This is a genomic window from Streptomyces sp. NPDC096132 (genome assembly GCF_044763345.1).
Taxonomy (GTDB): domain Bacteria; phylum Actinomycetota; class Actinomycetes; order Streptomycetales; family Streptomycetaceae; genus Streptomyces.
This window is the reverse complement of sequence record NZ_JBIWGA010000054.1, coordinates 1-23,708: the sequence shown is the minus strand read 5'-3', so window position 1 is coordinate 23,708 and position 23,708 is coordinate 1. Positions and strand designations below refer to the sequence as shown.

Genomic DNA, 23,708 nt, shown 5'->3' with positions numbered 1-23,708 from the left:
CACGGCCTGCTGGTCACGGCGTCTCGGGGCCGCTCGGCTCGCTGGGGACGCCGTGCCAGTACCGGGTGCCTTGAAGCGCAGCGTGTGCGGGACAGCATCATGGGCAGCCACTGCTGACGCCTCGCCATGGCGCCTTCGCCGTCGTGACGTGGTGACTCAGCCATCAGGAACCCCAGTGGGCGGGTCCTTGAGCAACTGGTGGGCTCAAGAGGGCGGTCAGGCCAGGCGGGGTGCGCAGTGGCCTGGCGACCGAAGTGCCGGCAACTGCCGAAGTGAGTTGCAACAATCGGAGCGCCGCGATGGTGCCACGAGCCGGTGCGTGGCGGCTGTCGGCGGAAGTTGCCCTGGATTCAGAGCCCGTCGGCGCTGGTGCTCCTGCGCCCAGCGCTGAGCTACGTCTTTCAGCCCACGCGCAGTCTCGGCGGGATCAGGAACGATGCGGGACCGTGTCCTGCTTCGCGCATCGGTGCAGGAGCTCCGACAACCATGCGCATGCGATGCAGGAATCATCGGGCCAAGGAAAGTCTGTCATGCGTTCGTTTCTGTCGTGGCGAAACGGGTGAGGCGCAAGTGGCGGAGTGCAGACTGGTTGGATCTGATGAAAATGATGTCGCTCTGGACATGCGTCTGTTGGCGCCGTGTGGAGCCACTGGAGATTGAGTGGCTTTCCTAAGCCGATTGGCCAGCGTGTTGTAATCCACGGAAAGGATCTCGGACTAATGCTGGTAAACGGTGCTCTCCGCAGCGGCGCGGAAGCCGATCAGCTGCTCGGCCGATCTCATTCTCCCCGAGCTGCGGTCCAGTGGGTGTTCGAGGGCCACTGTGACAGTGGAAGTTGAAGAGCGCGCCGATCGCGCGTCCTGGTACCGGACCTGTCGCGGGCGGATAGGCATCCTGTCTTGCGATGCGCGCCGCTGTGGCGGTAGAGCTGACGGTGTGATGCGGGGAGCAGTCGTGGGGCGAGCCCTGTTCCGGTCGACCAGGCCGCGTTGGCCGGTCGTCCAGGTGTTCTCCTCCCTGCTCTCGAGGAATGGGTCGAAAATGACAGGGAGTTACAGATATCCTCATGCGATGCCAGGACAGCAGTTTTAGACTCTTGCTCTGAGGAGAGGGGTTGCAGGTGCTCTTCGTGCAGGGAACGTCAATGACCGCGGTAGTCGCTGGTGTGGTCCGATCGCTCGAGGACCCTCCAAGTGGCGGGACTTTCCACGGGGCCGGCTCCGCCTAACCGTATGACTTGTGGCGAACCGGCCTTCCGCGCGGTAGGACGTGCTTATGCAGCCTGGGCGGGCGGTCGGCCACCCCGGTAGGTGGCACTGGCTGGCCGAGGCTGTTTCGCTCGGCTCTGCGGGACGCATGCCGAGTCCCTCGCGGGTATCTGTCGGCGATTGCCGCATCCGTGCCCCCGTGGGGGACAAGGGTACGGCGAAGCCCTTTCGGCCCGGGCATGGCAGACGCCGTCACTCACTGATGCCGCTGGCCTTCCGTTTGGCTCGACATGTCTTGATCGATGTCAATCGGTGTGGAAGGTCTTCTCGGTATGCAGGGCACGGCGGCCGACTCGGCCCGCAGCAGGCCCACGTCCGGAAGGCGGTTCGGTTCCGGGCCGGGGCGACGGAGAGCCCGTAGGTCCAGGAGGCCCGGATGAGGCGCAGTGGTGGCTCGAGCCACGGCGCCAGTGGCTGTCACCACGCTGCGGCCACCGCCCTTGACGTGGACTTGCGGGTAGCACCCCATGCGTTTTCTCGCACGCTGGGCACGGGCATTTGCCGCTCACCTGATCCCCCTTGATGCCGAGCCGGGCGAAAGTGTGAGGTCAGTCGCCGTTTCGGCCGATGGCTGGAGTAAAAGCGAGATCCTGCCGACTGCCCTTCATTTAAGGTATGTCGTTCGTGTGCGGTTACGCTCACGACGAGAGCCGCCGCCTGGCCCGGGATCCCGGCGTGAAACCGTTGATCGCTTGCCGAAGGAGCGCGTGCCTGCCTGGAGCCGGGACCCGACGCCCGGTCCTGGAAGCGCGCGCTCCTCGTTTGCGGAGGCGTGTCGGTCTGCCGGACGCGCCTCAAGGCATTACTGCAGTCGTGCCGCCCGCAGTCAGGGCACGGTGACGACGGGCGGCACGGACACTGTCGGACTAGCGACGCCAGTAGGGGGAGCAGTCCCAGTCCCAGTCCCAGGCGTAGCGGTGGCGGTAGTGCCAGTACCGGTCCCGGTCGGGGCCCCAGCCGCAGCGGTACCGGTGGTCGTGGCGACGCCAGCGGTCGTCGTGACGACGCCAGTCGCCGGCGCGGTCGTCGTGACGGTGCTCTCGCCAGTCGCTGTCACCACGGAACTCGCGGGATCCGCTGCCGCGCGTGTGAGACGAGCGGTCCCCGTCGAACGAGGAGGCGGCCGAGGCTGCGACGGGTGCGCTCGGCAGCGACGGAGCCGCGATTGCCTGGGCCGAGAGAGGCACCACGACAGTTCCAGTCGCCAAAATAGCGCTTGCTACTGCCTTGGCAATGGTTTTCACATGGTCTCCTTTCGAGTATCAGGGTTGGGTTCAACCCGGTGCTGAATCTGACGTTACATCAAATTGTCTTGCTGTCACGGAGGCTGATTTGGGGCCAATCACGAGTGTTCGGTCGAGCGGGATGAAGAAACGGCTGATCAGCGGCCTTTCTGGTAATCCATGGGGCTCGTGACCAGGGATCGCGCGACACTCGGACAGGCGAATAGAGGGCCCATTCGGATCTGTTTGTCCACCGGCCAGGAAGAGGCGGCAGGGTGGGGCTGTCTATTTAATTGCCCTGTGTTTTTCGGGGTCGCTGAACGTGAAATTGCATCTCTGTGACCGCCGAAGTATTAATTCTGCCCCGACTCTTACGGAGTGAATTCTTGAGAGCGGTTTGCGGGAGCTGCCACGGGCTTGTGTCGCCTGCGCCCCGCCCCCTGCTGGTGTTCGCCGACGCCGTGTCGTCCTGTGGCTGCCTGCTTGGCACCGCAAGAGCCCGATGTGAGGGGGAAGAAAGTGCCCTGGTACGGGATCCTCCGAGGTGAACGGCCATGCCGTCCCTGGTGGGCCCGGAGCGAGCGGCCGGGAGTCGGCCCCGGGCGTATGTCCCGTACCACCCGGCACAGTTGACGGTCTGCCGCGGCCAGTCGGCGCACCTCACCCACCGCTGACGCCGGGACTGCCCGCATCAGCCGTGCCCTGCGCTTCGCCTCGCGCTGCCCCTGGGGACAGACCTGGAGACAGAGGGGGAGGAATCCCTCCCTCTCCGGCGGGAGGCGTGCAGGTCTCACGGATCAGGCCGTCGGCGTCGTTTCGTCGTGACGCCGGCCTCGGCCCCGTTTCTGAGTTCCACGTGTGGAAGGGGTACCCCGATGGGGCAGGATCTTGGGCGTAGAGGGTTCCTCGGACTCACGGCCGCGGGCGTCGCAGGCGCTGCGGTCGCGGCAGGTGGTTTTGCACCTTCGGTCATCTGCGCGGTCACGCTGCTTGGGTCGCGAAGCACTGGAGCGGTCCGAGCCACTCGCGCTCTCAGCTTGGGAAGCGATGGCGCTTGCGTGGGCTCCGTGGCTCTGACCTGTGGAGATGCCGTGTATCGAAGTGGCTGTATCGGTCGGATCGCACCCTTGTTGACCGCCCTGGCCACATCGTGACCGCCGCGGGCCCGGGCACCCGGTCGGTCCCCGTCGGTTTTCGCGGCCCGCGGCCCGCGGCCCGCGGCCCGCAGCCCGCAGGCCCGTGTGACCGGGAACCGGCCATGGAGCCTCGGCCGCGCCGTGATCGCCACGCAGGCAGGAGCGGTGCTTTGCGCCTACGGTGGTGGATGAGGGGCCGGCAAGCCGAACCGGTGTTGGAGGCTGTGATGGAGGAGCGGTTCGTGTGGGTGACGGCGCGTCGTCTTCGGCCGGGCACCCTGGAGGAGTTCGAGCGGGCTTGGCGGCCGGCCCCGTCCCCGCAAGGTCTGCGTCGCGCGTTCGCGTACTGGTCCGAGGACGGGCAGGAGATCACCGGGGTGTCGTTCTGGGATTCCAGGGAGGCATGCGATTCCTGGCGGGGCTCCGAGCCGGAGGCGCAGCGGCGGGCCGCTATGGCCCCGTACGTCGTCGAGGAGCGGGAAAGCTTCTACCGCGGCCGTGAACTCACTCTGCCCCAGCGCTAGTCGCGCGACGGCACGACCTGGGCGCCCAAGCAGCGCTCACTCGGGACCGACCCGATCAGGCGAGATCAGACCCAATCAGACCCACTCGGTCACCCCGGCTCAAACGGGGGTGTTCTGACCTGCGACGGAGCGGGCGATCAAGGGTCGGAGCCGGGTCACACCTTCTTGGCGACGATGGTGTCCGGGAGCAGCTTTTCCAGGTCGTCGACGTCCGAGGTGAAGAGGGTGACCTGTCCCTTCTGTTGTCGCGCGATGACGGCGAGTACCGCGTCGATCGCGTACTTGTGGCCGTGCAACTTGGCGTCAGCCAGGAGTCGGCGTGCCTGGCGGGCCTCGTCCTTGCCGATGTCGACGACCTGGAGCCGGGACAGTACCCAGTCCCAACGCTGTTCGGTGGTTCTGCCGTCGTATGCCTCGACCAGGGTCATCGGGGACGTCACCACCTCGGCCTCTCCTCGTGCCGCGAGGTCGAGCCAGGCGATCATCTTCCGGTCGCCGCGTACCGCGAGGGACAGGGCTTCACAGTCCAGTACGAAGACACGGAGCGGCTGCTGTCGGTGCTCACCGGCTCGCTTCTTCACGCAGCCTCTCCGGCGTTGTGCTTTCCGGTGGTTCGACGCCGCTCGTGTTCGGCGTCGAGTTCCTCCAGCTCGTCGAGCGCTGCCGCATGCTCGTCGTCGGTGACGGGGCCGTGTTCTTCCTGCAGCCAGTCGACCAGTTCCCGGAGCCGGTCCCGGTCGCGCTTGAAGCGCAGCGCCTCGGCGACGTACGCCGACAGGCCCCGCTCTGCCGCGTCCGCGCGGATCTCGTCCAGGAGATCCTCGGGAATCGTCACGGTTACCTTCTTTGTCGCCATACAAGAGACCATACTCCTGGTATCACCCTTCTTACCAGGTCAATGATCGACGCTCGGCGATCAGGCGGCCGTGGCGGGGCGTGGGCTGCCGTGAAAGACCTGGCTGGTGTTCCAGAAGCGGTGGATCACCGCGACGGGGTGGGGCCACGGGGTCCTCCGGCATGCCGGAGGACCCCGTCCAGACAGGTCAGGAACCGATCTCTCGGCGGAGGACGGGGACGCTGCCCCCGAAGGCCGTGAGACCTGCAATCGTGGCGGCCGAGACCTGACGGGTGTCGAGGTAGGTCTCGATGCGGGTCAAGGCGGCGAGTTCAATCCGTCAAAAATGGAGTGCGGTGAGTTGCCGCCAACTTAAAGTCCCAGGTCAAAGGGCTGGTGTGATCGGTTCTCGGGGTACTCGTGCTGGTCGTGGGCGGGAGTCCGCGGAGGAGATCGTCTGTCAGCACGGTTGGGTGGAAGAGAAACGCGATGCAGCAGCGTCTGCGGATGTGCGAGCCTGCTTCCCCGGACGCCGACCGAGAAGACTCTGATGACCCGCGATGACGCCCTCAAGCAGCTCAGCCACATCGCGCGCGAGCGGGCATTCGGTAGGTACGTCGGGTCCGACCGGCTCATCCAGGCAGGGCTTGACGCACTCATTGCCGAGGTCGAGAGTCCCTCCCTCGCCATGTTGGCCGGCCTCCTCCGGAGCGAGGAACCCGAAGCGCCAGCGCTCTTCGACCAGGTACTGGAGGAGCTGGGACTGCTCTTCCAACCGCCCGCCGACCCTTGGGCCGCAAAGTGGGCGATGGCCCACTGGATCGCCAGCCAGATAGCCGACGGAACCCTGGATCCCGCCACCGGCACCCACCTCATCTGGGCAGACATCGCCTACGACCTCGGCTACCCCGAAGAGCTGCAGTCCCTCGTCTCATGCGCTCTCAACCTGGACGAATCGGAGGAGAGCTGGGGAGTCTCCGTCGAGGAGCTCAACAGGGAAGCAATCGAGGCGGCGAAGCAGTTCCTGCGCAAGAGGCCGGCAGCAGAAGCGGGGAGTTGACCGTCCGGCTCTTGCTCACTGCGGTTCGGTCGCCTCCTACGATTCTGTGCATGCTGGATCCCGATCTGTTGGAACGGATCACCGCGCGCCGTGCGGAACTGGACGAACTCGAAGAACGGTTAGCCAAGCAGCTGGCAGATGTACGGGCCGAGTGAGACGAACTCGCCGTCGCCGAAGGTGTCCTTGAGCTGGTGAGCGAGCGGATCGCCAACGAACGCGCCCAGGCTGCGCCGATGCCCGGGTGGCTGGGGTGGCCGTCCCCGCCTCGGCGAGAACCTGACGGGCGATGCGGACGAGCTCTGGCGCGGTTCCGCGATGCCCTGGAGGAATGCGCGCAGATGTGGTCCATCGTCGACGACGTCGAGCGAGCGCAGTGGAAGGCCAAGGAGAAGGCCCTGGCGGCGAAGGCCGCGGCGAAGAAGAAGACGGGCACCGGCTCCGGAGGCCCGTTGGGTTTCACGCAACGCAGCAGGTCACGGCCCTGTACCCGGCAGATTAGGCAGGACGAGTCCACGGATAGGCCACGGTCGACTGAGTACCGCTTTAGGAGTTCGATCCCGCTGCGGTGCATCCGCCTGGAGCGGGGTTCTGAGGTTGCTCGTACATTCCGGCCGTAGTCTCGCTGTCCGCCATCGTTCGGCGTCGTTGATGTCATCTGTGGATGTCAACCCGGGCCTGGGAGGCTTCTCGCACCGATCGGACATTCGAGCGCAGTTCCCTCGTTCCTTCGCACTTCTCCTGGTGCTGCGTGGCCTGCACAATCGGGGCGTCCATGGGCGACGGCACTCCGGGGGGCGATGGTGGCGATCAGTGACGGCGTGTGCCGCTGGTGGGATTCTGCTGGGGCGCGCGCCCTGGTGTTCGTGCTCTGCGCGTCTCTCGTCTTCCATGCCCTGGTGCTGTTCGGGAAAGTCAATTCGGCCGACGACACGTTCGTCGGCGGTGCCTTCAGGCTGTGGGCGGCCATGGCTGCCTTCTCCGTCACGGTGTGGGTCGCTCTGCTCGGCCGGGGCGTCACCACGACTCGCGCCCTGTCCCGGTCGTGGCCCTACGCACGCGGCTGGTGGACGGCCTCGATCGTTTCGTACTGCGTGGTCATGGTGGCCGCCACCGTGACACTCCGCGGCATCACCAGCGGCAACCCCTATGAGGTGCCGATCCATCACTTTCCGGCGCTGATCGGTGTGCTCACGTTGGTCGGCGCGGGCGCGGGCGCGCCCTGGGTGCTGGCCGTGTGGCTTGCGCAGGAGCGGCTGCGGAGGCCCCATCGGTCCAAGCCGAGCGCCTTGAAGCGCACCTGACCGCAGGCGATCCCCGTGCCACCGCCGAGGTCTGGGGAGGTTCGCATGATGCCGAGCAACTGGGCTACCCATGGCCGCCGGTCGACCCGCTGTTCATCTGATCGGCAGGGAGAGGCGGGGTTGGGCCTTCCCGTGCCTTTGGGCATCCACTCGCAACCGCCATCCCCATGGGGAAGCGTGACCGTGCGGGTGGGGAATTACGTGACGCTGATCATGTAGATCGTGGGGAAAACGGTGACCGCTGACACCAGATGAAGCAGCAGACAATGCCACTGGGCCCGCGTCAACGAATGTCCCACTCATCCGCCGGAACGCAGTCATGCACTGTGTACGCCCAGTCCTCGAAGTTGGCGACGAAGAAGACCCTCGACAGGAGGATGTCTCCGGCTCGTTGGGCCCGCACCAACAGCCCGAGCTCTTCCGATATCGGATCGCCCTCGACAGAGATCGTGGGCACGATGCCACGGTCCTCCGCGTATCCATGAAGCTGTTCCGCAAGTTCAGACGGAACCCTGCCGACCATGCGGAGCCCATCGAGGGAGACCTGCGGACCGCACAAGGCGTCAACCGCGACGGCGGCCAGAGCGCCAGACCTCCTGCAGTAGGCCGTGACGGCCTCCTCGTACCGCGGTGCGTCCTTGAAGCGAAAGCCAGCCTGCTGCACCAAAGCACCGTGTGGTCGGGTCATAGATGAATGAGTGCTGACGAAGCCCTGTGCCCCCATCACCGTGGCCACTTCCTCAACGCTCATGCCGAACCGAAGCGGACCGACAGTCTCGAACGGCACAAGGTTCCACTGCGCTCGCTCGGCGTCGTCGACGATGGACCACATCTGCGCGCATTCCTCCAGGGCATCGCGGAACCGCGCTTCGCGGCACGCTGATCAGCGACGACTGTACAACTGCGCTCGCCAGGACCCTGAAGCCTGATGTACCAAAGGAAACAGTGCGGGAGATCGTCAACGTGCTGCTGTACCAGTCCCGCACCGGCTGCCAGTGGGACTACCTGCCACACGTCCTGCCGCCGAGCGGCGCGGTGAAGCACCACTTCTACAAATGGCGTGACGACGGCACTGACCAGGCCATCGACGATCTGCTGCGCTGGCAGGTCCGCGAGAAGAAGGGTCGGTCAGCCGACCCCAGCCCGGTGGTACTCGACAGCCAGAGCCTGCACGCGGCCGCCGGGGTGCCCGCGAAGACGACCCGACGGGACGCGGTAAAAAAAGTGCCAGGCCGCAAGCGCTGCCTGGCCATTGACGTGCTGGGCCTGGTGGTCGCGGTGGTGGTGCCGGCCGCCTCCGCCCACGACAACGCCGTCGGCACCGCCCTGCCGGACCGAACACGGGTTCTCGATCAAGATCCCCCGCGTCCGCCGGGCAGGACGGTTCACTTCGCGGTCGGCGCCGGCGGCTCGGAAGTGGTTCGTGATCTTCTAGCCGATGGCTCCGATGGGGAGGGTCTTCCCGGTGGAGGTGGTGGCACTGATGCCGGTGGCCGTGCCGTCGAGGCGGTAGAGGAGCCCGGCGGGGGTGAGGGCCCAGACGTCGGGTAGGTCGGTGCTGGTCATGCCGGGGCTGCCGTAGAGGTGGGGGTAGTCGGTGGTGGTGAAGCCGCCGGTGGCGTATGCCTGGTCGCCGTCGAGGCTGGCGGCGGAGCTGGCCAGGGTGGACCAGTCGGTGTAGCCGGCGGAGGTGGCGGCGGAGTGGCGGAGCCAGAGGTTGCCCGCTGACGTGCGGAAGAGCATGTCGATGGTGCCGTCGGAGTTGAAGTCGGCGAGGGTGACGAAGTCGCGGCCCGACCAGGCGCTGGCGGAGAGCCGGGTGGCGGTGGCGAAGGAGCCGCCGCTGTAACCGCTGAAGATCCACAGGGCGTCACCGGAGACGGCGAGCAGCTCGGGTTGTTCGTCGCCGTTGGCGTCGCCCATGGACTTGATGTCGGTGAGGGTGGCCGGGTCGGGGGCGTTGGAGGGGAGCTGGATCTCCTGGCGCTGGGAGACGTCGGTGCCGCCGTATCCGTCGCCGGGGTAGAGGTAGAGGCCACCGTCCGGGGTCCGGACGACGAAGTCGGTGATGCCGTCGCCGGGGGCGAAGTCGCCGTTGTGGGTGATCAGGGCGTAGCTGCTCGTGCCGTCCCACCAGTGACCGACGGAGGTGTCGCCGGTGAGCAGGGTGCCCTCGTCGTGGGTGGTGGTGGAGGAGACTGCGTGGGTGCCGGTGTTGGTGATGCTCTCGATGTAGAGCTGCCCGTCCGTGCGGATGGTCGCGAAGTCGGGGACCTGGTCACCGGTGTAGTCGGCGGCGCCGTCGGCCACGGCCTTCGGGGTGACGTAGAAGACGTACTTGTAGGCGTTGGAGGCGTTGCCTGCGGCGTCGTACGCCTTGACGTAGAGGACGTTGGGGCCGGCCAGGGTGGGGCTGCCGGTGACGGTCTTCGAGGTGATGACGGTGGAGCAGGAGACGGTGGTGCCCCCGGTGGTGCCCGAGCTGGAGGAACAGACGTAGTTGGCGTAGCTGGTGCCGTTGAAGGAGTACGCGAACTTCACCACGTCGGTGTCGGTGGTGGAGAAGGTGAAAGCGCCGGAGGTGCCGAAGGTGACGGTGGACCAGATGGTGCCGTTCGCGCTGGTGCCGTCGGCCTTCTTGTCCTCGGGAAAGGCGGTGGAGACGACCGAGGGGGTGGTGGGGATCGAGGTGTTGTAGGTGAAGCGGCAGACCTTGTCGCCGGTGGTGGGGGCCCAGCCGGAGTCGGTTCCGTCGTCGTCCTCGGCCCGCACCCGCCAGGAGTAGTCGTAGCCGTTGGTGAAGTTGGTGCCAGCGATCGACCAGGAGGCGGCGCCGGTGTTGGTGTTCGCGGTCTTCGTGGCGGTCACCTTGGTGGTGGTGCTGTAACCGGTCCGCCAGTACTCGAAGTAGAGGGACGCGAGGTCGCCGTCGGGGTCGGTGGCCTTGGCGGACAGGGTGATCGTGGACTGCTTGCCGATGTTGATGTACGGGCTGGTGGAGGTGTCGCAGGTGCCGGCGGTGATGGCGAGGTTGGTGGGGGTGTTCGGGGCGCGCAGGTAGTCGATGGACAGGGCCGGGGCGTCGCTGCCCTCGGCCTTGAACTTCTTCCAGGTGTAGGGGTCGGTTTCGGCGGCGGAGCCGGAGGCGGAGTTGGCGCGCAGCCCGATGGTGAAGGAGGTCCAGCCTCCGTCGGCCGCGGACTGGGCCAGGGCCTTGATGCTGAAGTTGACGTAGGCGTCGGGGCAGCTGCTGGACTTCCACCCGTGGGCGAAGGACTGCTCGGTGATGAGAGTCTTCCAGGACGGCTGGTTGTTCCAGGTGGTGGACGAGGAGATGCCGCCGGTGTGCCACAGCTCGACCTGGCGGGCCGAGCACGACCAGGAGTGGGTCTCCAGGACCTTGACGGTGGCGGACTTGACGGTGGCGCCCTTGATCGCCTTCTTCAGTTTGAGCCGGAAGAACGAGCGGGCGGTGCCCCAGGTGTCCGACTCGTAGCCGACGCGGGCCTCGGTGGTGCCGGTGTTGTAGTTCGCGCCGTCGAAGAAGCTGGAGGAGGGGTACTTCTTGTAGGCCGTGGTCCAGGCGTCGGTGACGCCGGCGACGGACGGGTCGATGAAGACCGGGTAGACGGTGTCGGGCGAGGCGAGGAGCTTGGTGTCCGCCTGGACGGTGAGGTAGGCCCGGTCGGTCAGGAGGGCCTCGGCGGTGGCGGCGTGGGTGCCGGGGACGGGGCCGGCCAGTCCCGGCAGGGCCAGGGTGTCGGCGGTGGACAGGGCGGCGGGGGAGACGTGGGTGAAGCCGGCGGGTTCGGCACTGGCGGTTTCGGTGCCGCTGTCGTCGTCCGTGCCGGTGTCGGGGGAAGCGGTGGCGGACGTCGATCCGTTGTCCGGGGTGGCCTCCTCCGGGGTGACGGCCTCGTCGTTCTCGCCCTCGATGATGGTCTCGTCGTCCGCCTCGGCCGAGGGCGACGCGCTGGGTTCGGCGCTCTCGGTCTCCTCGTCGGTGGGCGCCGGGTCGTCGCCGATGGTGACGTCAGGCGTGCCCGCGGAATCCCACATCAGGGGAGTGGGGGAGACGGCGACCTCGGTGCCGTCGGAGGTGAGGGCGGTGACGGTGTCGGTGGCCGGGTCGATCTGGAAGGTGAGGTCGGGGGAGCTGAGCCGGTAGGTGAGCTGGGCCAGCGCCTCGTCCGTCGCCGCCTCGGGGGTGTGGACGATCAGTACGTGGGAGAACCCGCTGTCGCGGGCGGTCAGGAGGAGGTCCACGTCGGGAAGGACGTCCTGGTAGAGGGCCTGATCGTCGGTGACGACGGGTTCGGGCAGGGCGCCGGGCCAGGACACGGTCAGTTCGTGTCCGCCGGTGGTGAGGGTGACCAGCTCCGACCAGGTGGTGGGGATGGTGGGGGCCGCCGGGTCCTCCTCGGTGTCCGCCGGGTCCTCGTCGGTGGAAACGGTGCCTGTCTCGTCATAGGCGGTGGCGGTGGTGTACGACGCCTGCCGCGGACCGGCGTAAACGGCTTGGCGCAGCCCTGACTTGACGGCGCCACCGCCGCTGCCGGAGCTGCCGGAGTCGCCGGCGGAGAACACGACCGGAGTGGGAGAGGCCACGGTGGTCCACCCCTTGTCGGTGGCGACCAGGCTGGTGTCGATGTCCTGCCACTTCCCGTCGGCGTTCCTGGCGCGTACGGGCTGCGCGTGGGTGGTGAGGGTGAAGGTTCCGTCGGGGTTGGCGTAGGTGGTCGACGACTCGTCACGCAGCGCGGTCACCTCGACCTTCTTGCCGGTCGCACGCGCCTTGTCCTGGGCGGTGTCCTCGTCCACCGGCTGCACCTTGGCGGCGGGCTTCTCCGGTTCCGCGTCGGGGGAGCCGATATCGGATGCCAGCAGGGTCACGCCCAGAGCGGTCGCCGTGGCCGCGGCGACGAGCGCCACGAGCGGTCTGGTCCGCCGGCGGCCGGTTCTCCTGCTCGGCTGTTCGTCCACAGTGCTCCCCGTCCCCTCACGCACGTATATCGCGGGGAAGTATCACCCCTTTCCCGGAGCGGACTTCGAAGAGCTGCCAAATGCTGTGAGTGGCCTGTGCATGAGTCATTGGCGGATCAGCACTCGACGTGCCCGATGTAAAACGGGCGTAGAGGTGACGAGTTGGGTGAACATGCAGGTCAGGTTGCACCGCTTTACTTGCAATATGCCGAATAAATAATTTTCCTTGGGTTGGGCTTCAATTGTTTCGTGACCTATTCGATATGAAAATTAGCCGCTATTGACCAAGGTTCCACACAGCGTGTAGAAATCGCGCTCGAATCAGTCGTGTTGTGACGCCGCCTGCCCATTCGCCGTGTTGTCGACGGTGTTTGGGGGTTCCGGGATCGTGCGGGTTGAGAGGGCGGGGGCCGCGGTGCGGGGTACTTCCTTGTGGGGGCGCGGGGCGTCGAGAGCATCGAGAGCGAGGCGTGCGCGGGCCCGATGGGCCGTCGTGGCAAGCCTGTTCCTGGCGCTCGTGCTGGGCGCCTCGCCGATGGCCTACGCCCTGCCAAACCCGACCGGCACCCGCACCGGGGTGGACCTGGAGGAGTTGCCCGAGGCCGAGGCGCTGACCGAGGACGAGGCCAAGACGACCTCGCTGGAGTCCATGGAGACGGTGACCTCGACCGCCGTCGACGACTTCCAGGCCCTGTACACCGAACCCATCGAGGGAGGCTCGGCCGCGGCCACGCTGACCGGTCTGGAGGCCGGGGAGCTGGTGGAGGTCACCGCCACCACCGGCACGGTTCCGGTCGAGATCGGCGCGCCGGAGGACGCGACCACCGCGGAGGCCTCGGCTCTTGAGGGTTCCTGGTCGGTGGCGATGGCCTCGGACGCGGAGGCGGACGCGGCCGGCGTGGAGGGCGTGGTCCTGGAGGTCGCGCCGCCCACCACGGCGACGGGCGAGGCGGTCATCGCGCTGGACGCGGCGGACTTCTCCCAGAACTACGGCGCGGAGTGGATGGACCGCCTGGACTTCTGGATGTACCCGTCCTGCTTCCTGACCACCCCCGATGTGGAGGGCTGCTCGGAGCCGACCGCGGTGCCCACCGAGGTGGTCTACGACGAGGTCGCCACCACCATCACCGACACGACCGTCGACGAGGACACCGGGGCGAGCACCACCACCGAGAAGGCGAGCACCGACCTCGCTCCGACGGTCCACGTCACGGTTGACGTGGACGCGCTGGTCGCCGACCCGACCGCCACCACCTCCACCACGACGACGGCCGCCGCGACCGGCACGGGCTCGGTGACCAGCGCCGTCTACAACTCCGCGACCGAGGACACCGGCTCCGGCATCCGCACCATCGCGAGCGCCTCCTCCGGTTCGGGCGCCCTGGTGGGCACCTCCTCCGGGGCCGGCGCGGGCGGTGACTTCGCCGCGACCCCGCTGCCCGCGTCCGGCTCGTGGTCGGCGGGCTCCTCCTCCGGCGCCTTCACCTACTCCTACCCGCTGGCCGGCCCGGCGGTGCCGAACGGCCCGACGCCGAACGTGGCCTTCTCGTACAACTCGCAGTCGGTGGACGGCAAGACCTCCTCGACGAACAACCAGGCGTCCGGCATCGGCGAGGGCTGGTCCTGGGACCCGGGCAGCATCACCCGCACGTACACCTCGTGCATGCTCGACGCGACCACGGGCGCGAACAACAAGGGCAAGACGGCCGCCGACCTCTGCTACGGCACCCAGAACGCGACGCTCACCCTGAACGGCACGACCACCGAACTGGTCTACCAGTCCGGGGTGTGGCGCACCGCGAACGGTGACAACACCAAGATCGAGCTGCTGAAGGACACCACGCTCGCCAACGGCGACGACGACGGCGAGTACTGGCGCATCACCGACACCGCCGGCACCCAGTACTACTACGGGCTGAACCACCTCCCCGGCTGGGCGTCCGGGAAGGACACCACCGACTCGGTGTTCACCGTGCCGGTCGCCTCCAACCACGACGGCGAGCCCGGCTACGACGCCACCTTCAAGAACTCCTTCCAGGACCAGGCCTGGAAGTGGAACCTCGACTACGTCGTCGACGTCAACGGCAACGCCATGTCCCTGTGGTGGGCCTCCGAGACCAACCACTACGCCCAGGCCTTCGACTTCGACGACCCCGTCGCCTACGAGCGCGGCGGCTACCTCAAGCGCATCGACTACGGCCAGCGCGCCGGCACCCTCTACACCGCCGAGCCGCTGGCCCGAATGACCTTCACCGTGGACGAGCGGTGCCTGGCGTCGGAGGCCAAGTGCACCTCCGACCACTTCACCTCCGGCAACTGGTCGGAGAACTACATCTGGTACGACACCCCCGCCGACCTGTACTGCGGCTCCTCGGGCGAGTGCATGACCCCCTCGCCGACCTTCTGGTCCCGCAAGCTGATCACCCAGGTCACCTCCTGCACCCAGCGGGCCCAGGGCGCCTCCCTGACCCCGTACGACTCGGAGACCGGGACCGGCGACCGGCACGCCTGCGCCCTGTCAGGACAGACCAGCACCCCCCTGGCCAAGGTCGACCGGTGGGCGCTGCAGCAGTCCTTCCCCTGGGACAAGACCGCGCACTACACCGCCCTGTGGCTGGAGTCGATCACCAGGACGGGATACGGAGTCGACGGCTCCACCAAGACCCTGAACCCGGTGTCCTTCCACGGCAAGCTCCTGGCGAACCGGATCCCCACCAGCTCCACCGACGACGGCCCCACCTTCGACCGGCTCCGCATCGACACGGTGGTCTCGGAGTACGGCGGCGAGACCCAGGTCACCTACTCCACCCCGACCGACGCGTGCGCCTCGGGCACTGGCTTCCCGGACCCCGACGAGAACCACCTGTTGTGCTACCCGGTGTACTGGCACGCCGACCCGGACCTGGCCGACGAGAAGATCTCCTGGTTCCAGAAGTACGTGGTCAACAAGGTCGTCGAGATGCCGAACATGACCGGCGTCGACGACAAGACCACCAGTTATGCCTACACCACCTTCGGCGACGCGGTCGACGGCGCGCTGTGGGCGTACAACCGGGCCGAGGGCACCCGGAAGAAGACCCGCACCTGGGACCAGTGGCGCGGCTATGTCCGGGTCACCGCCACCGTCGGCACGGACCTCACCGGCTCCAAGGCCACCAAGACCGCCACCCGTTACTTCCGCGGGATGAGCGACGACCTGTACGTCTCCGGCAGCGGGGACAGCGCGGTGTGGAAGACGCGCAACATCACCATGGTGGACGCCGCCGGAGAGACCATCAAGGCGGACCTGGAACCGTACGCGGGCATGGCCGCCGAGGCGCTCGTGTACGCGGACGGATCGTCGAGCGCGGACTGGGTGTCGCGGACGGTCAACATCCCCGACGACCCGACGGTCCTCGCCACCCGCGTCCGGGGCGTCGCCGACACCAACACCAGCCGTGTCATCACCGACGACCCCGACCTGTACGCCTGGCGGGTCACCCTCGACACCACCAAGACCGTCACCAAGTCCTCGGACCCGGACATCAAGGGCACCACCGTCCTGCGCACGGTCTCCACCCAGACCGACTACGACTCCTACGGTCTGCCCACCAAGGCCGTCTCCCACGGCGACCTCGCGGTGACCGGAGACGAGTCCTGCACCTACACCACCTACGCCAACGACACCTCCCTGAACCTGATCGGCCTGGTCTCCACGACGATCACGGTGTCCGGGACGACCTGTGCGACCAGCCTGTCCTCGTCGACCGCGTCGACCCTGCTGTCGGCCTCGAAGATGGCCTACGACGGGGCGAGCGCCGCCTCGACCAGCCAGACCCTGACCAAGGGCCAGGTCACCAAGGTGTGGGACCCCGCCGCGACCGGCACCTCCTGGAACACCCTCCCGGCCTCCACCACGGGCTACGACGAGTACGGGCGGGTGACCTCCTCCAAGGACTACCAGGGCAACGAGGACAAGATCACCTTCACGGCGGACAGCCGCGGGCAGGTGTACGCGGTCACCTCGACCAACGCCAAGGGCCAGTCCTCGACCTCCACCCTGGAGCCGGGCCGCGGGGTCGGCCTGACCGAGGAGGACGTCAACAACAACGTCTCGCACGTCGCCTACGACCCGCTGGGCCGCGTCTGCGCCGCCTGGGAGGCCGGCACCACCCCGAACACCACCTACGGGCCGGTGTGCGAGGAGGACCTGCCCGCCGTCGACGAGGACACCCCCCGGACCTGGGACGAGCAGTCCACCGGCAAGCCGAACGCGACCTTCACCTACAACACCGATCCCAACAAGCCCGTCTCGGTGGTCACTTCCGGCCTCAAGGACAACGGCACCTACACCGACACCACCGTCATCTACGACGGCCTCGGCCGGGTGCGCCAGGAGCAGACCGGCGCGGTCGGCGGCAAGGGCCGCCTGATCACCGACACCCTCTACAACGCCAACGGCCAGATCCGCTCCACCAACAACGCCTACTACACCGACGGCGCCCCCGACACCTCGGTCTTCGCCCCCGCCTCCACCTCGACCATCCCCAACGCCACCCTCTACTCGTACGACGGCCTGGGGCGCACCACCACCATCACGCCCGTCTACAACTCCTACGTCCAGGACGGCACCGACGACGCCGACGGCACGAAGACCGAGAACCGCACCACCACCTACCTCTACAGCCTGGACTACACCACTGTCGTCCAGCCGACCGGCTCGGCCTCCTCCCGCACCTGGGTGGACGCCCTGGGCCGGACCACGCGGATGGACACCTTCTCCTCCAAGTCCGCCGCCGCGTCCGACTCCTTCACCGCCTCCGACTTCACCTCCACCACCTACGGCTACGACGCGCGCGGCGACCGGACCAGCGTCACCGACAGCGCCGGGAACGTCTGGAAGACCACCTACAACGCCCTCGGCCAGGCGCTCACCTCCACCGACCCCGACACCGGCACCACCACCCTCACCTACGACACCCTGGGCAGGGTCGAGACCTCGAAGAACGAGGCCGGTTTCACCACCAGGACGACCTACGACGTCCTGGACCGCCCCACCCTGGTCGAGGACGCCACCACCGGCACGGACCTGCTGTCGTACGCCTATGACGGGCTGATAGCCAACGGGGTGGGCCAGCCGCTGTCGGCCACCCGGTACACCGACGGCAAGGCCTACACGACGAGCATCGGCGGCTACACCACCGACGGCAACCCGGTCTCCAAGACCCTGACCCTGCCGGCGCTCGCGGACGGCCTGACCACGACCGCGGAAGGCTTCTCCACCTCCTACACGACCAACTACACCTACACCGACTCCGGGCAGCTCGCCTCCTACACCACCCCCGCGATGGGCGGCCTGCCCGAGGAGAAGGTCATCGTCCGCTACAACGCGGACGGGCTGCCCGTCTCCACCTCCGGCACCGACTGGTACACCTCCCAGACCACCTACAGCGTCTACGGGGAGGTCCTGCGTACCACCACCGGCGAGCAGGGCTCACGGGTGTGGACGACCAACCTCTTCGACGAGGCGACCGGACAGGTCGAACAGACCCTGGTGGACCGCGAGTCGACCTCGAACACGACCTCGGGCCTCACCGGAACCCGGGTCAACGCCCGCGACTACGTCTATGACGTGTCGGGCAACATCACCTCCACCACCGACACCTACGCGGCCGTCATGGACCGCCAGTGCTTCACCTACGACGGGATCGGCCAGCTCACCGCGGCCTGGACGAACAAGAGCACCGCCGAGTGCACGGTGCCGGTCGCCGCCGACGGCACGGTGAACGTGACCGCCGACAACGCCGGTTACTGGCAGTCGTACACCTACGACGAACTGGGCAACCGCAAGACCCTGAACACCCACAACGCCAAGGTGTCCTTCCTCTTGGACGGCTCGGTGAACACCGCGGCCGACTCCACCACCACCTACGCCTACGGCACCGAGGACGCCACTTCGGGCTCGGGGGTGGCCCAGCCGCACACCCTGACCTCGATGGAGTCGGTCTACACCAACGCGGCGGGCTCGAAGATGACCGAGGCCTCCACCCTGGTCTCCGACGAGCTGGGGCAGACCACCTCCCGGACGATCGGCGGGAACGAGCAGGCGATCGCCTGGACCTGGGACGGCAAGGCCGAGTCGGTCTCCGGCTTCGGAGCCGGCGGCAAGGGCGCCTACACCTCGGGGCTGAACTCGGGCCTGTGCCTGGACCTCTCCTCGGGGAACACCACCGCCGGCACCGCGATCCAGCTGTATCCCTGCAACAGCACCAAGGCCCAGCAGTTCCGGGTCGAGGACGCGGACACCACCGACACCACCACCAAGGGCGCGCTCAAGGTGTCGGGGGTGTGCGTACAGCCCTCGGGGAAGGCCACCACGGCCGGTACCGCGATCGTCGTCGCCGCCTGCGACAACACCACCGCCCAGCAGTGGACGGTCACCTCCACCGGGGCCCTGAAGTACGCGGCCACCTCGATGTGCCTGGTCTCCCCGTCGAACTCCACGACCACCGGAGTCGACCTGGTGCTGGGCACCTGCGACGGTTCGACGGCCCAGGCCTGGACCCCGGCGGACGAGACCTCGTACGTCTACGACGCGTTCGGCAACCGGATCATCTCCACCACCTCGGGCGACCGCACCCTCTACCTGGACGACACCACGCTGTCGCTGCGCACCACGGGCGCGGTCGCCTATGTCGAGCGTTCCTACGCCCAGCCCGGCGCCCCCACCGTGATCCGCCGGGGCACCGGCGAGGCCAACCTGTACGCCCTGGTCACCGACCATCACGGCACCCCGATGGCCGAGATCCAGCTGACCACCGGCAACCAGACCCGCTTCTCCCGCCTCGACCCGTTCGGCAATGAGCGGACCGAGAACACCAACTGGCTGTCCAAGACCGGCTATGTCGGAGGCACCGACGACAACACCACGGGCCTGACCCACCTGGGCGCCCGCGAATACGACCCGACAACGGGCCGGTTCCTCTCCGCCGACCCGGTGCTCGACCTCACCGACCCGCTCCAGGCCAACGGCTACACCTACTCCAACAACAACCCGGTCACGCACGCCGACCCGACAGGCCTGACCTCGACGGCCTCCTCCTTCGACGCGGCGGAGGCGGCGCTGGACGCGCAGATCGCGGCCCAGGAGAAGATCCTCTCCCAGTCGGTCACGGACATCGTGCGGACGTACGGCTGGGCCCTGTTCAAGGAGTTCATCGGCTGGAACGACGTCGTGGGCTGCTTCACCCAGGGCGACCTGTGGGCCTGCGGCTCCCTGCTCCTGGACGCCATCCCGTGGACGAAGGTCTTCAAGCTCGCGGCCAAGGTCATCAAGGTCGTCGACCGGATCGTCAGCGGCATCCGGGCCCTGAACAAGGCCAAGGACGTCGCGCGCAAGACCATCGCCTCGCTGAAGGCCGCGAAGGCCGCCATCAAGCGGGCCAAGGCCGAGGCGAAACGCAAGGCGGCCGAGGCGCTGAAGAAGGCCAAGGAGAAGGCCCTGGCGGCGAAGGCCGCGGCGAAACGGAAGACCAACACCGGCTCCAAGGGCACGGCCGGCAAGGCCACCCAGACCGACGCCGCGGCCAAGGCCAGGACCAACGACGCAAAGAGGGCCAAGGACAACCACGCCGACGGCGGGGACAGCGCGGACGCCGACGACGCCGGTCCGGCCACGTCCTGCTCGACGCAAGAAGCCCACAGCTTCCTGCCTGGCACCAAGGTGTTGATGGCGGACGGCACGACGAAGCCGATCGAGAAGGTCAAAAACGGCGACAAGCTGGCCGCCAACGACCCCGAGGCCTCGACGACCGCAGGCACCGAGACCGCCACGGCCACCATCACCACCTACCACGACAAGGACTTCACCGTCCTGACCGTGAAAGCGGCCAACGGCACCCTCTCGAAGCTGACGACCACCGACACCCACCCCTTCTGGGTCACCGACCCCGCCGCCGATCCCACCGACGGCACCTGGGTGGAAGGCGGCGACCTCAAGTCCGGCCAGTGGCTCCAGACCAGCGCCGGCACCCACGTCCAGATCACCGCGATCACCCGCTACACCAAGACCCAGGTCACCCACGACCTCACCGTCAGCGACGTCCACACGTACTATGTGCTGGCCGGGGCCACGCCGGTCCTCGTCCACAACTGCGGTGTAGCGCGATTCGAGGTCGACAGCAATGGCGTTGTCACGGATACACAGACGGCAATGCCGACTCAAAGGTATAACCGGCAGCGTGACTACGGTGGTGCTCAAACAACCTCTCCTGCTGGGCAAGCAGCCCGTTCGGCGGCGACCGGACAAGAGTGTCCGGAGTGTGGCAACATCATGCAGCCGGGGACAAGGAATGCGCCGGTTCCCGAGCATGACCCGCCGCTCGTTCTCCACTATTACTTCCATGGAGGGTGGCAGATGACGGATACCGAGCGGCGCGCATATGCGCAAGTCGGAATCAATGGCGCGGCCTGCCTTGCATGCCAAAAGAGCCAAGGTGCGGTCATGGCGAGAATATCTCGGAAAATCGCCAAAGCGTTCGGGATGAGGTAATGGGACACTCGGAAGTGGTACACGAGGCGCTGCGACGGCATCTGGATACTAGCTGGCCCGATCGCGATCACGACGAGTTCCGATGGACGCTCGGCCCGATTGAGGAAGCGCTGCCTGGCTTCGTAGTGCACAGGGTCTCACCTCTTGGGCCAGGTGATTCGTACATCTATCTGTCGACTGGTGCTTTCGGTGTCAGCGATGAGTCATTGCGGGAATTCTTCATCATGTCGCCCACAGAGTCTCCGCGTCATGTTGAGACTCTCGCGATGGTCGCCCACTATCACAGTTTCCCGCAACATCGCTTGAATCACGGATCCGTGCTGGATATTGGACGGCCGTGGATGGAGGGTTCCGAAAACCGTCATCTTCTTGTGTCCTGGCCGTACAGCTTGGACCGGAGGGCGGCTGTCTGTATGGCGGACGGAAAAGAGATCACCTACCTTTGGCTAATTCCGATCTCTGCTGAAGAGGCGAGGTTCGCGAGAGATTTCGGGACTGAAGCACTGGAGGAGCGTCTCGAAGATTCAGGGGTTAATCTCCTGGATCCGTTGCGCGTCTCGACTGTCTAGCGTAATTCCGCTCCTGGAAATTTTGGCGGGCGCGTCGATAGTTGACCGGTCCAATAAATGGATCTGATCCGAATACCCGGGTAAGTCAAAGCAGCCTCGCCAGTGATCAATCCTTGGCGGGGCTGCTGCGTGCCTTGGCGGCAGTAGTTGACGGCAACGTCAGCAGACGGGGGCGGCGCAGGGCGTCGTTGCTGGCGACCGTCTTGGTGATCACCGGGGTGCTGAGGGCGGTGCCGAGGGCGTCGATGGCGTCTCGCTGGAGGCGGAGTCTGACGTGGGCGCAGGCGGTGACGGTGACACCGATGTGGGCGTGGCCGAGGGGTTCCTTGATCACGATGAGTTCGACGGCTGCTCTGGGTGGCCTCGCGGCAGAGCTGCGACACGGGGTGGGTGCGACACCGGACGGGTGTCCCCGACCCCCGGCGGCGTCGTGATCCAGACGGTACCAGCGCCAGCTAGTGCTCTGACCGGGAAGGTTCGCCGGGGTGGCCGTCCGAGCGGTTGGATGCACAGTGACGTTCCGTTCCAACTGCTGGGGGTGCGGTGGCAGAGCCTGTCCGTGTGCGCAGACTGACTGACCAGGAGGGGCAGAAGCTGCAGCAGATCGTGCGCCGGGGCAGCACCAGTTCGGTGCGCTACCGGCGCGCGATGATGCTGCTGGCCTCGGCCGGAGGCAACCGGGTGCCGGTGATCGCGAAGCTGGTGCAGGCCGATGAGGACACGGTGCGCGATGTGATCCACCGGTTCAACGAGATCGGCCTGGCCTGTTTGGACCCTCGGTGGGCGGGAGGCCGTCCCCGCCTGCTCAGCCCTGACGATGAGGACTTCGTCGTGCAGACGGCCACCACCCGCCCGACCAAGCTCGGGCAGCCCTTCACCCGCTGGTCCATCCGCAAACTCGCCTCCTACTTGCGGAAAGTTCACGGCCGTGTCATCCGGATCGGCCGCGAGGCGTTACGGTGCCTACTCGCCCGCCGCGGCGTCACCTTCCAGCGGACCAAGACGTGGAAGGAGTCGCCCGATCCGGAGCGCGACGCCAAGCTGGACCGCATCGAGGAGGTGCTGGAGCGTTTCCCGGACCGCGTCTTCGCGTTCGACGAGTTCGGACCGCTCGGCGTCCGGCCCACCTCAGGGTCGTGCTGGGCCGAGCAAGGCCGGCCCGAGCGGCATCCCGCGACCTACCACCGCACCCACGGGGTCCGCTACTTCCACGGGTGCTACTCGATCGGCGACGACACCCTGTGGGGGGTCAACCACCGCAAGAAGGGTGCCGCGAACACCCTGGTCGCACTGAAGTCGATCCGGGCGGCCCGGCCCGACGCTGCCCGATCTACGTGATCCTCGACAACCTGTCCGCCCACAAAGGTGCCGACATCCGTCGCTGGGCGAAGAAGAACAAGGTCAACCTGTGCTTCACCCCGACCTACGCGTCCTGGGCCAATCCGATCGAGGCACACTTCGGACCACTGCGGCAGTTCACCATCGCCAACTCCAACCACCGCAGCCACACCGCCCAGACGCGGGCCCTCCACGCCCACCTGCGCTGGCGCAACGCCAACACCCGCCACCCCGAGCTGCTCGCCGCCCAGCGCCGCGAGCGCGCCCGGATCCGCAGCGAGAAAGGCATCCGCTGGGGCGGGCGCCCTCTCGCCCCAGCTGCCTGAAGTTACCGGCTGGCCCAACGGAACTGCTCGTCCGGCTCCTCCCGCCGCTCCAGCACTCCCGCCGCGACCAGCTGGAGAAGCACCTCGTGGAGAGCATTGCCCAACGGGTTGTCCGTCCAGAACACAGCCTTGACCCTCGTGAACGACTCGGACTCAGCGAAGATCCCCAGGCAGGACCCCACCAGGAACGCGGCGCCGTCCCAGTCCATCCACTCGGCCAACCGCTCAGAAAGATCCACAAAGCGATCCTGCCAGCACGACGTCAGACCCGGCGAACCTTCCCGGTCACAGCACTAGTGAGAGATCGTCGCCTTTTCGGGCGTGCGTATGCCTGCCAGGAGGTGGGCGAGGACGGTGGGGGTCGTGGTGAGGACCGTGGTGGGGTCGTCGGAACCGTGGGATTATGTGACCAGGGTGTGGAAAAAGGACGAGTGGGGCGAAGTTGACTTCGACTGCGATGACCCCATCTGGGAGAGGTGAGCAAATGGGTCGGTGCTCATGAGTGAGGGTGGGTCGGCTAACAGCGCCTAACAGAATGGGCCCTGCGGGCTGACCTACAGAGATCCCGGTTTGCCGTCGGCGACGAACCGCATCAGGGATTGCTCCAGCAGTTCC

Annotated in this window: 13 protein-coding genes and 1 pseudogene; 7 read left to right on the top strand and 7 right to left on the bottom strand. The window is 67.1% G+C overall.

The window, feature by feature from the left end; translation table 11 throughout:
- Nucleotides 1–2,134 precede the first annotated feature (2,134 nt).
- The gene (locus ACIRF9_RS50545; RefSeq protein ID WP_403837179.1) at nucleotides 2,135–2,458 is read right to left on the bottom strand and encodes a hypothetical protein; all 324 of its coding nucleotides are present in this window, start codon (nucleotides 2,456–2,458) and stop codon (nucleotides 2,135–2,137) included.
- A 1,357-nt stretch (nucleotides 2,459–3,815) separates the two neighbouring features.
- On the opposite strand from ACIRF9_RS50545, the gene ACIRF9_RS50540 reads away from it, so the two are divergent.
- Nucleotides 3,816–4,151, top strand: coding sequence for a hypothetical protein (locus ACIRF9_RS50540; protein WP_403837178.1), 336 nt, complete (start codon nucleotides 3,816–3,818; stop codon nucleotides 4,149–4,151).
- A gap of 155 nt (nucleotides 4,152–4,306) precedes the next feature.
- On the opposite strand, the gene ACIRF9_RS50535 is transcribed toward ACIRF9_RS50540, so the two are convergent.
- Together ACIRF9_RS50535 and ACIRF9_RS50530 are read right to left on the bottom strand one after the other, a co-directional pair.
- Nucleotides 4,307–4,732: a PIN domain-containing protein gene (locus ACIRF9_RS50535; RefSeq protein ID WP_403837177.1), complete on the bottom strand. Its 426-nt coding sequence runs from the start codon at nucleotides 4,730–4,732 to the stop codon at nucleotides 4,307–4,309.
- Nucleotides 4,729–5,007 (bottom strand): CopG family transcriptional regulator, encoded by a 279-nt coding sequence (locus ACIRF9_RS50530; protein WP_403837176.1) that lies wholly within the window; start codon nucleotides 5,005–5,007, stop codon nucleotides 4,729–4,731. Before ACIRF9_RS50530 ends, ACIRF9_RS50535 begins: the two co-directional genes overlap by 4 nt.
- Before the next feature lie 529 nt (nucleotides 5,008–5,536).
- Between ACIRF9_RS50530 and ACIRF9_RS50525 the strand changes: the two genes are divergently transcribed.
- Nucleotides 5,537–6,046 carry a hypothetical protein gene (locus ACIRF9_RS50525; protein ID WP_403837175.1) on the top strand — a complete coding sequence of 170 codons (510 nt, stop codon included), beginning with the start codon at nucleotides 5,537–5,539 and terminating at the stop codon, nucleotides 6,044–6,046.
- Between the two features lie 797 nt (nucleotides 6,047–6,843).
- Nucleotides 6,844–7,347 carry a hypothetical protein gene (locus tag ACIRF9_RS50520; RefSeq protein WP_403837174.1) on the top strand — a complete coding sequence of 168 codons (504 nt, stop codon included), beginning with the start codon at nucleotides 6,844–6,846 and terminating at the stop codon, nucleotides 7,345–7,347.
- A gap of 283 nt (nucleotides 7,348–7,630) precedes the next feature.
- Here ACIRF9_RS50520 and ACIRF9_RS50515 read toward each other — a convergent pair whose 3' ends face one another.
- Nucleotides 7,631–8,179: a hypothetical protein gene (locus tag ACIRF9_RS50515; protein ID WP_403837173.1), complete on the bottom strand. Its 549-nt coding sequence runs from the start codon at nucleotides 8,177–8,179 to the stop codon at nucleotides 7,631–7,633.
- 113 nt (nucleotides 8,180–8,292) lie between these two features.
- Here ACIRF9_RS50515 and ACIRF9_RS50510 point away from each other — a divergent pair, with 113 nt between their 5' ends.
- Nucleotides 8,293–8,898, top strand: a complete 606-nt coding sequence (locus ACIRF9_RS50510; RefSeq protein ID WP_403837172.1) for a transposase — start codon at nucleotides 8,293–8,295, stop codon at nucleotides 8,896–8,898.
- Here ACIRF9_RS50510 and ACIRF9_RS50505 read toward each other — a convergent pair.
- Nucleotides 8,779–12,330, bottom strand: a complete 3,552-nt coding sequence (locus ACIRF9_RS50505) for an FG-GAP-like repeat-containing protein (RefSeq protein ID WP_403837171.1) — start codon at nucleotides 12,328–12,330, stop codon at nucleotides 8,779–8,781. The genes ACIRF9_RS50510 and ACIRF9_RS50505 overlap by 120 nt on opposite strands.
- A gap of 493 nt (nucleotides 12,331–12,823) precedes the next feature.
- Between ACIRF9_RS50505 and ACIRF9_RS50500 the strand changes: the two genes are divergently transcribed.
- Together ACIRF9_RS50500 and ACIRF9_RS50495 are read left to right on the top strand one after the other, a co-directional pair.
- Nucleotides 12,824–20,860 (top strand): ricin-type beta-trefoil lectin domain protein, encoded by an 8,037-nt coding sequence (locus ACIRF9_RS50500; protein ID WP_403837170.1) that lies wholly within the window; start codon nucleotides 12,824–12,826, stop codon nucleotides 20,858–20,860.
- Entirely contained in the window at nucleotides 20,788–21,429 is a 642-nt protein-coding gene (locus ACIRF9_RS50495) for a suppressor of fused domain protein (RefSeq protein ID WP_403837169.1), read from the top strand. The genes ACIRF9_RS50500 and ACIRF9_RS50495 overlap by 73 nt, the downstream gene beginning before the upstream one ends.
- A 106-nt stretch (nucleotides 21,430–21,535) precedes the next feature.
- Here the strand turns inward: ACIRF9_RS50495 and ACIRF9_RS50490 are convergent, their stop codons facing one another.
- Entirely contained in the window at nucleotides 21,536–21,763 is a 228-nt protein-coding gene (locus tag ACIRF9_RS50490; protein ID WP_403837168.1) for a hypothetical protein, read from the bottom strand.
- Between the two features lie 209 nt (nucleotides 21,764–21,972).
- Here ACIRF9_RS50490 and ACIRF9_RS50485 point away from each other — a divergent pair.
- A pseudogene (locus ACIRF9_RS50485) lies at nucleotides 21,973–23,093 on the top strand (IS630 family transposase).
- A gap of 2 nt (nucleotides 23,094–23,095) precedes the next feature.
- Here ACIRF9_RS50485 and ACIRF9_RS50480 read toward each other — a convergent pair.
- Nucleotides 23,096–23,332, bottom strand: a complete 237-nt coding sequence (locus ACIRF9_RS50480; RefSeq protein ID WP_403837167.1) for a hypothetical protein — start codon at nucleotides 23,330–23,332, stop codon at nucleotides 23,096–23,098.
- Nucleotides 23,333–23,708 lie beyond the last annotated feature (376 nt).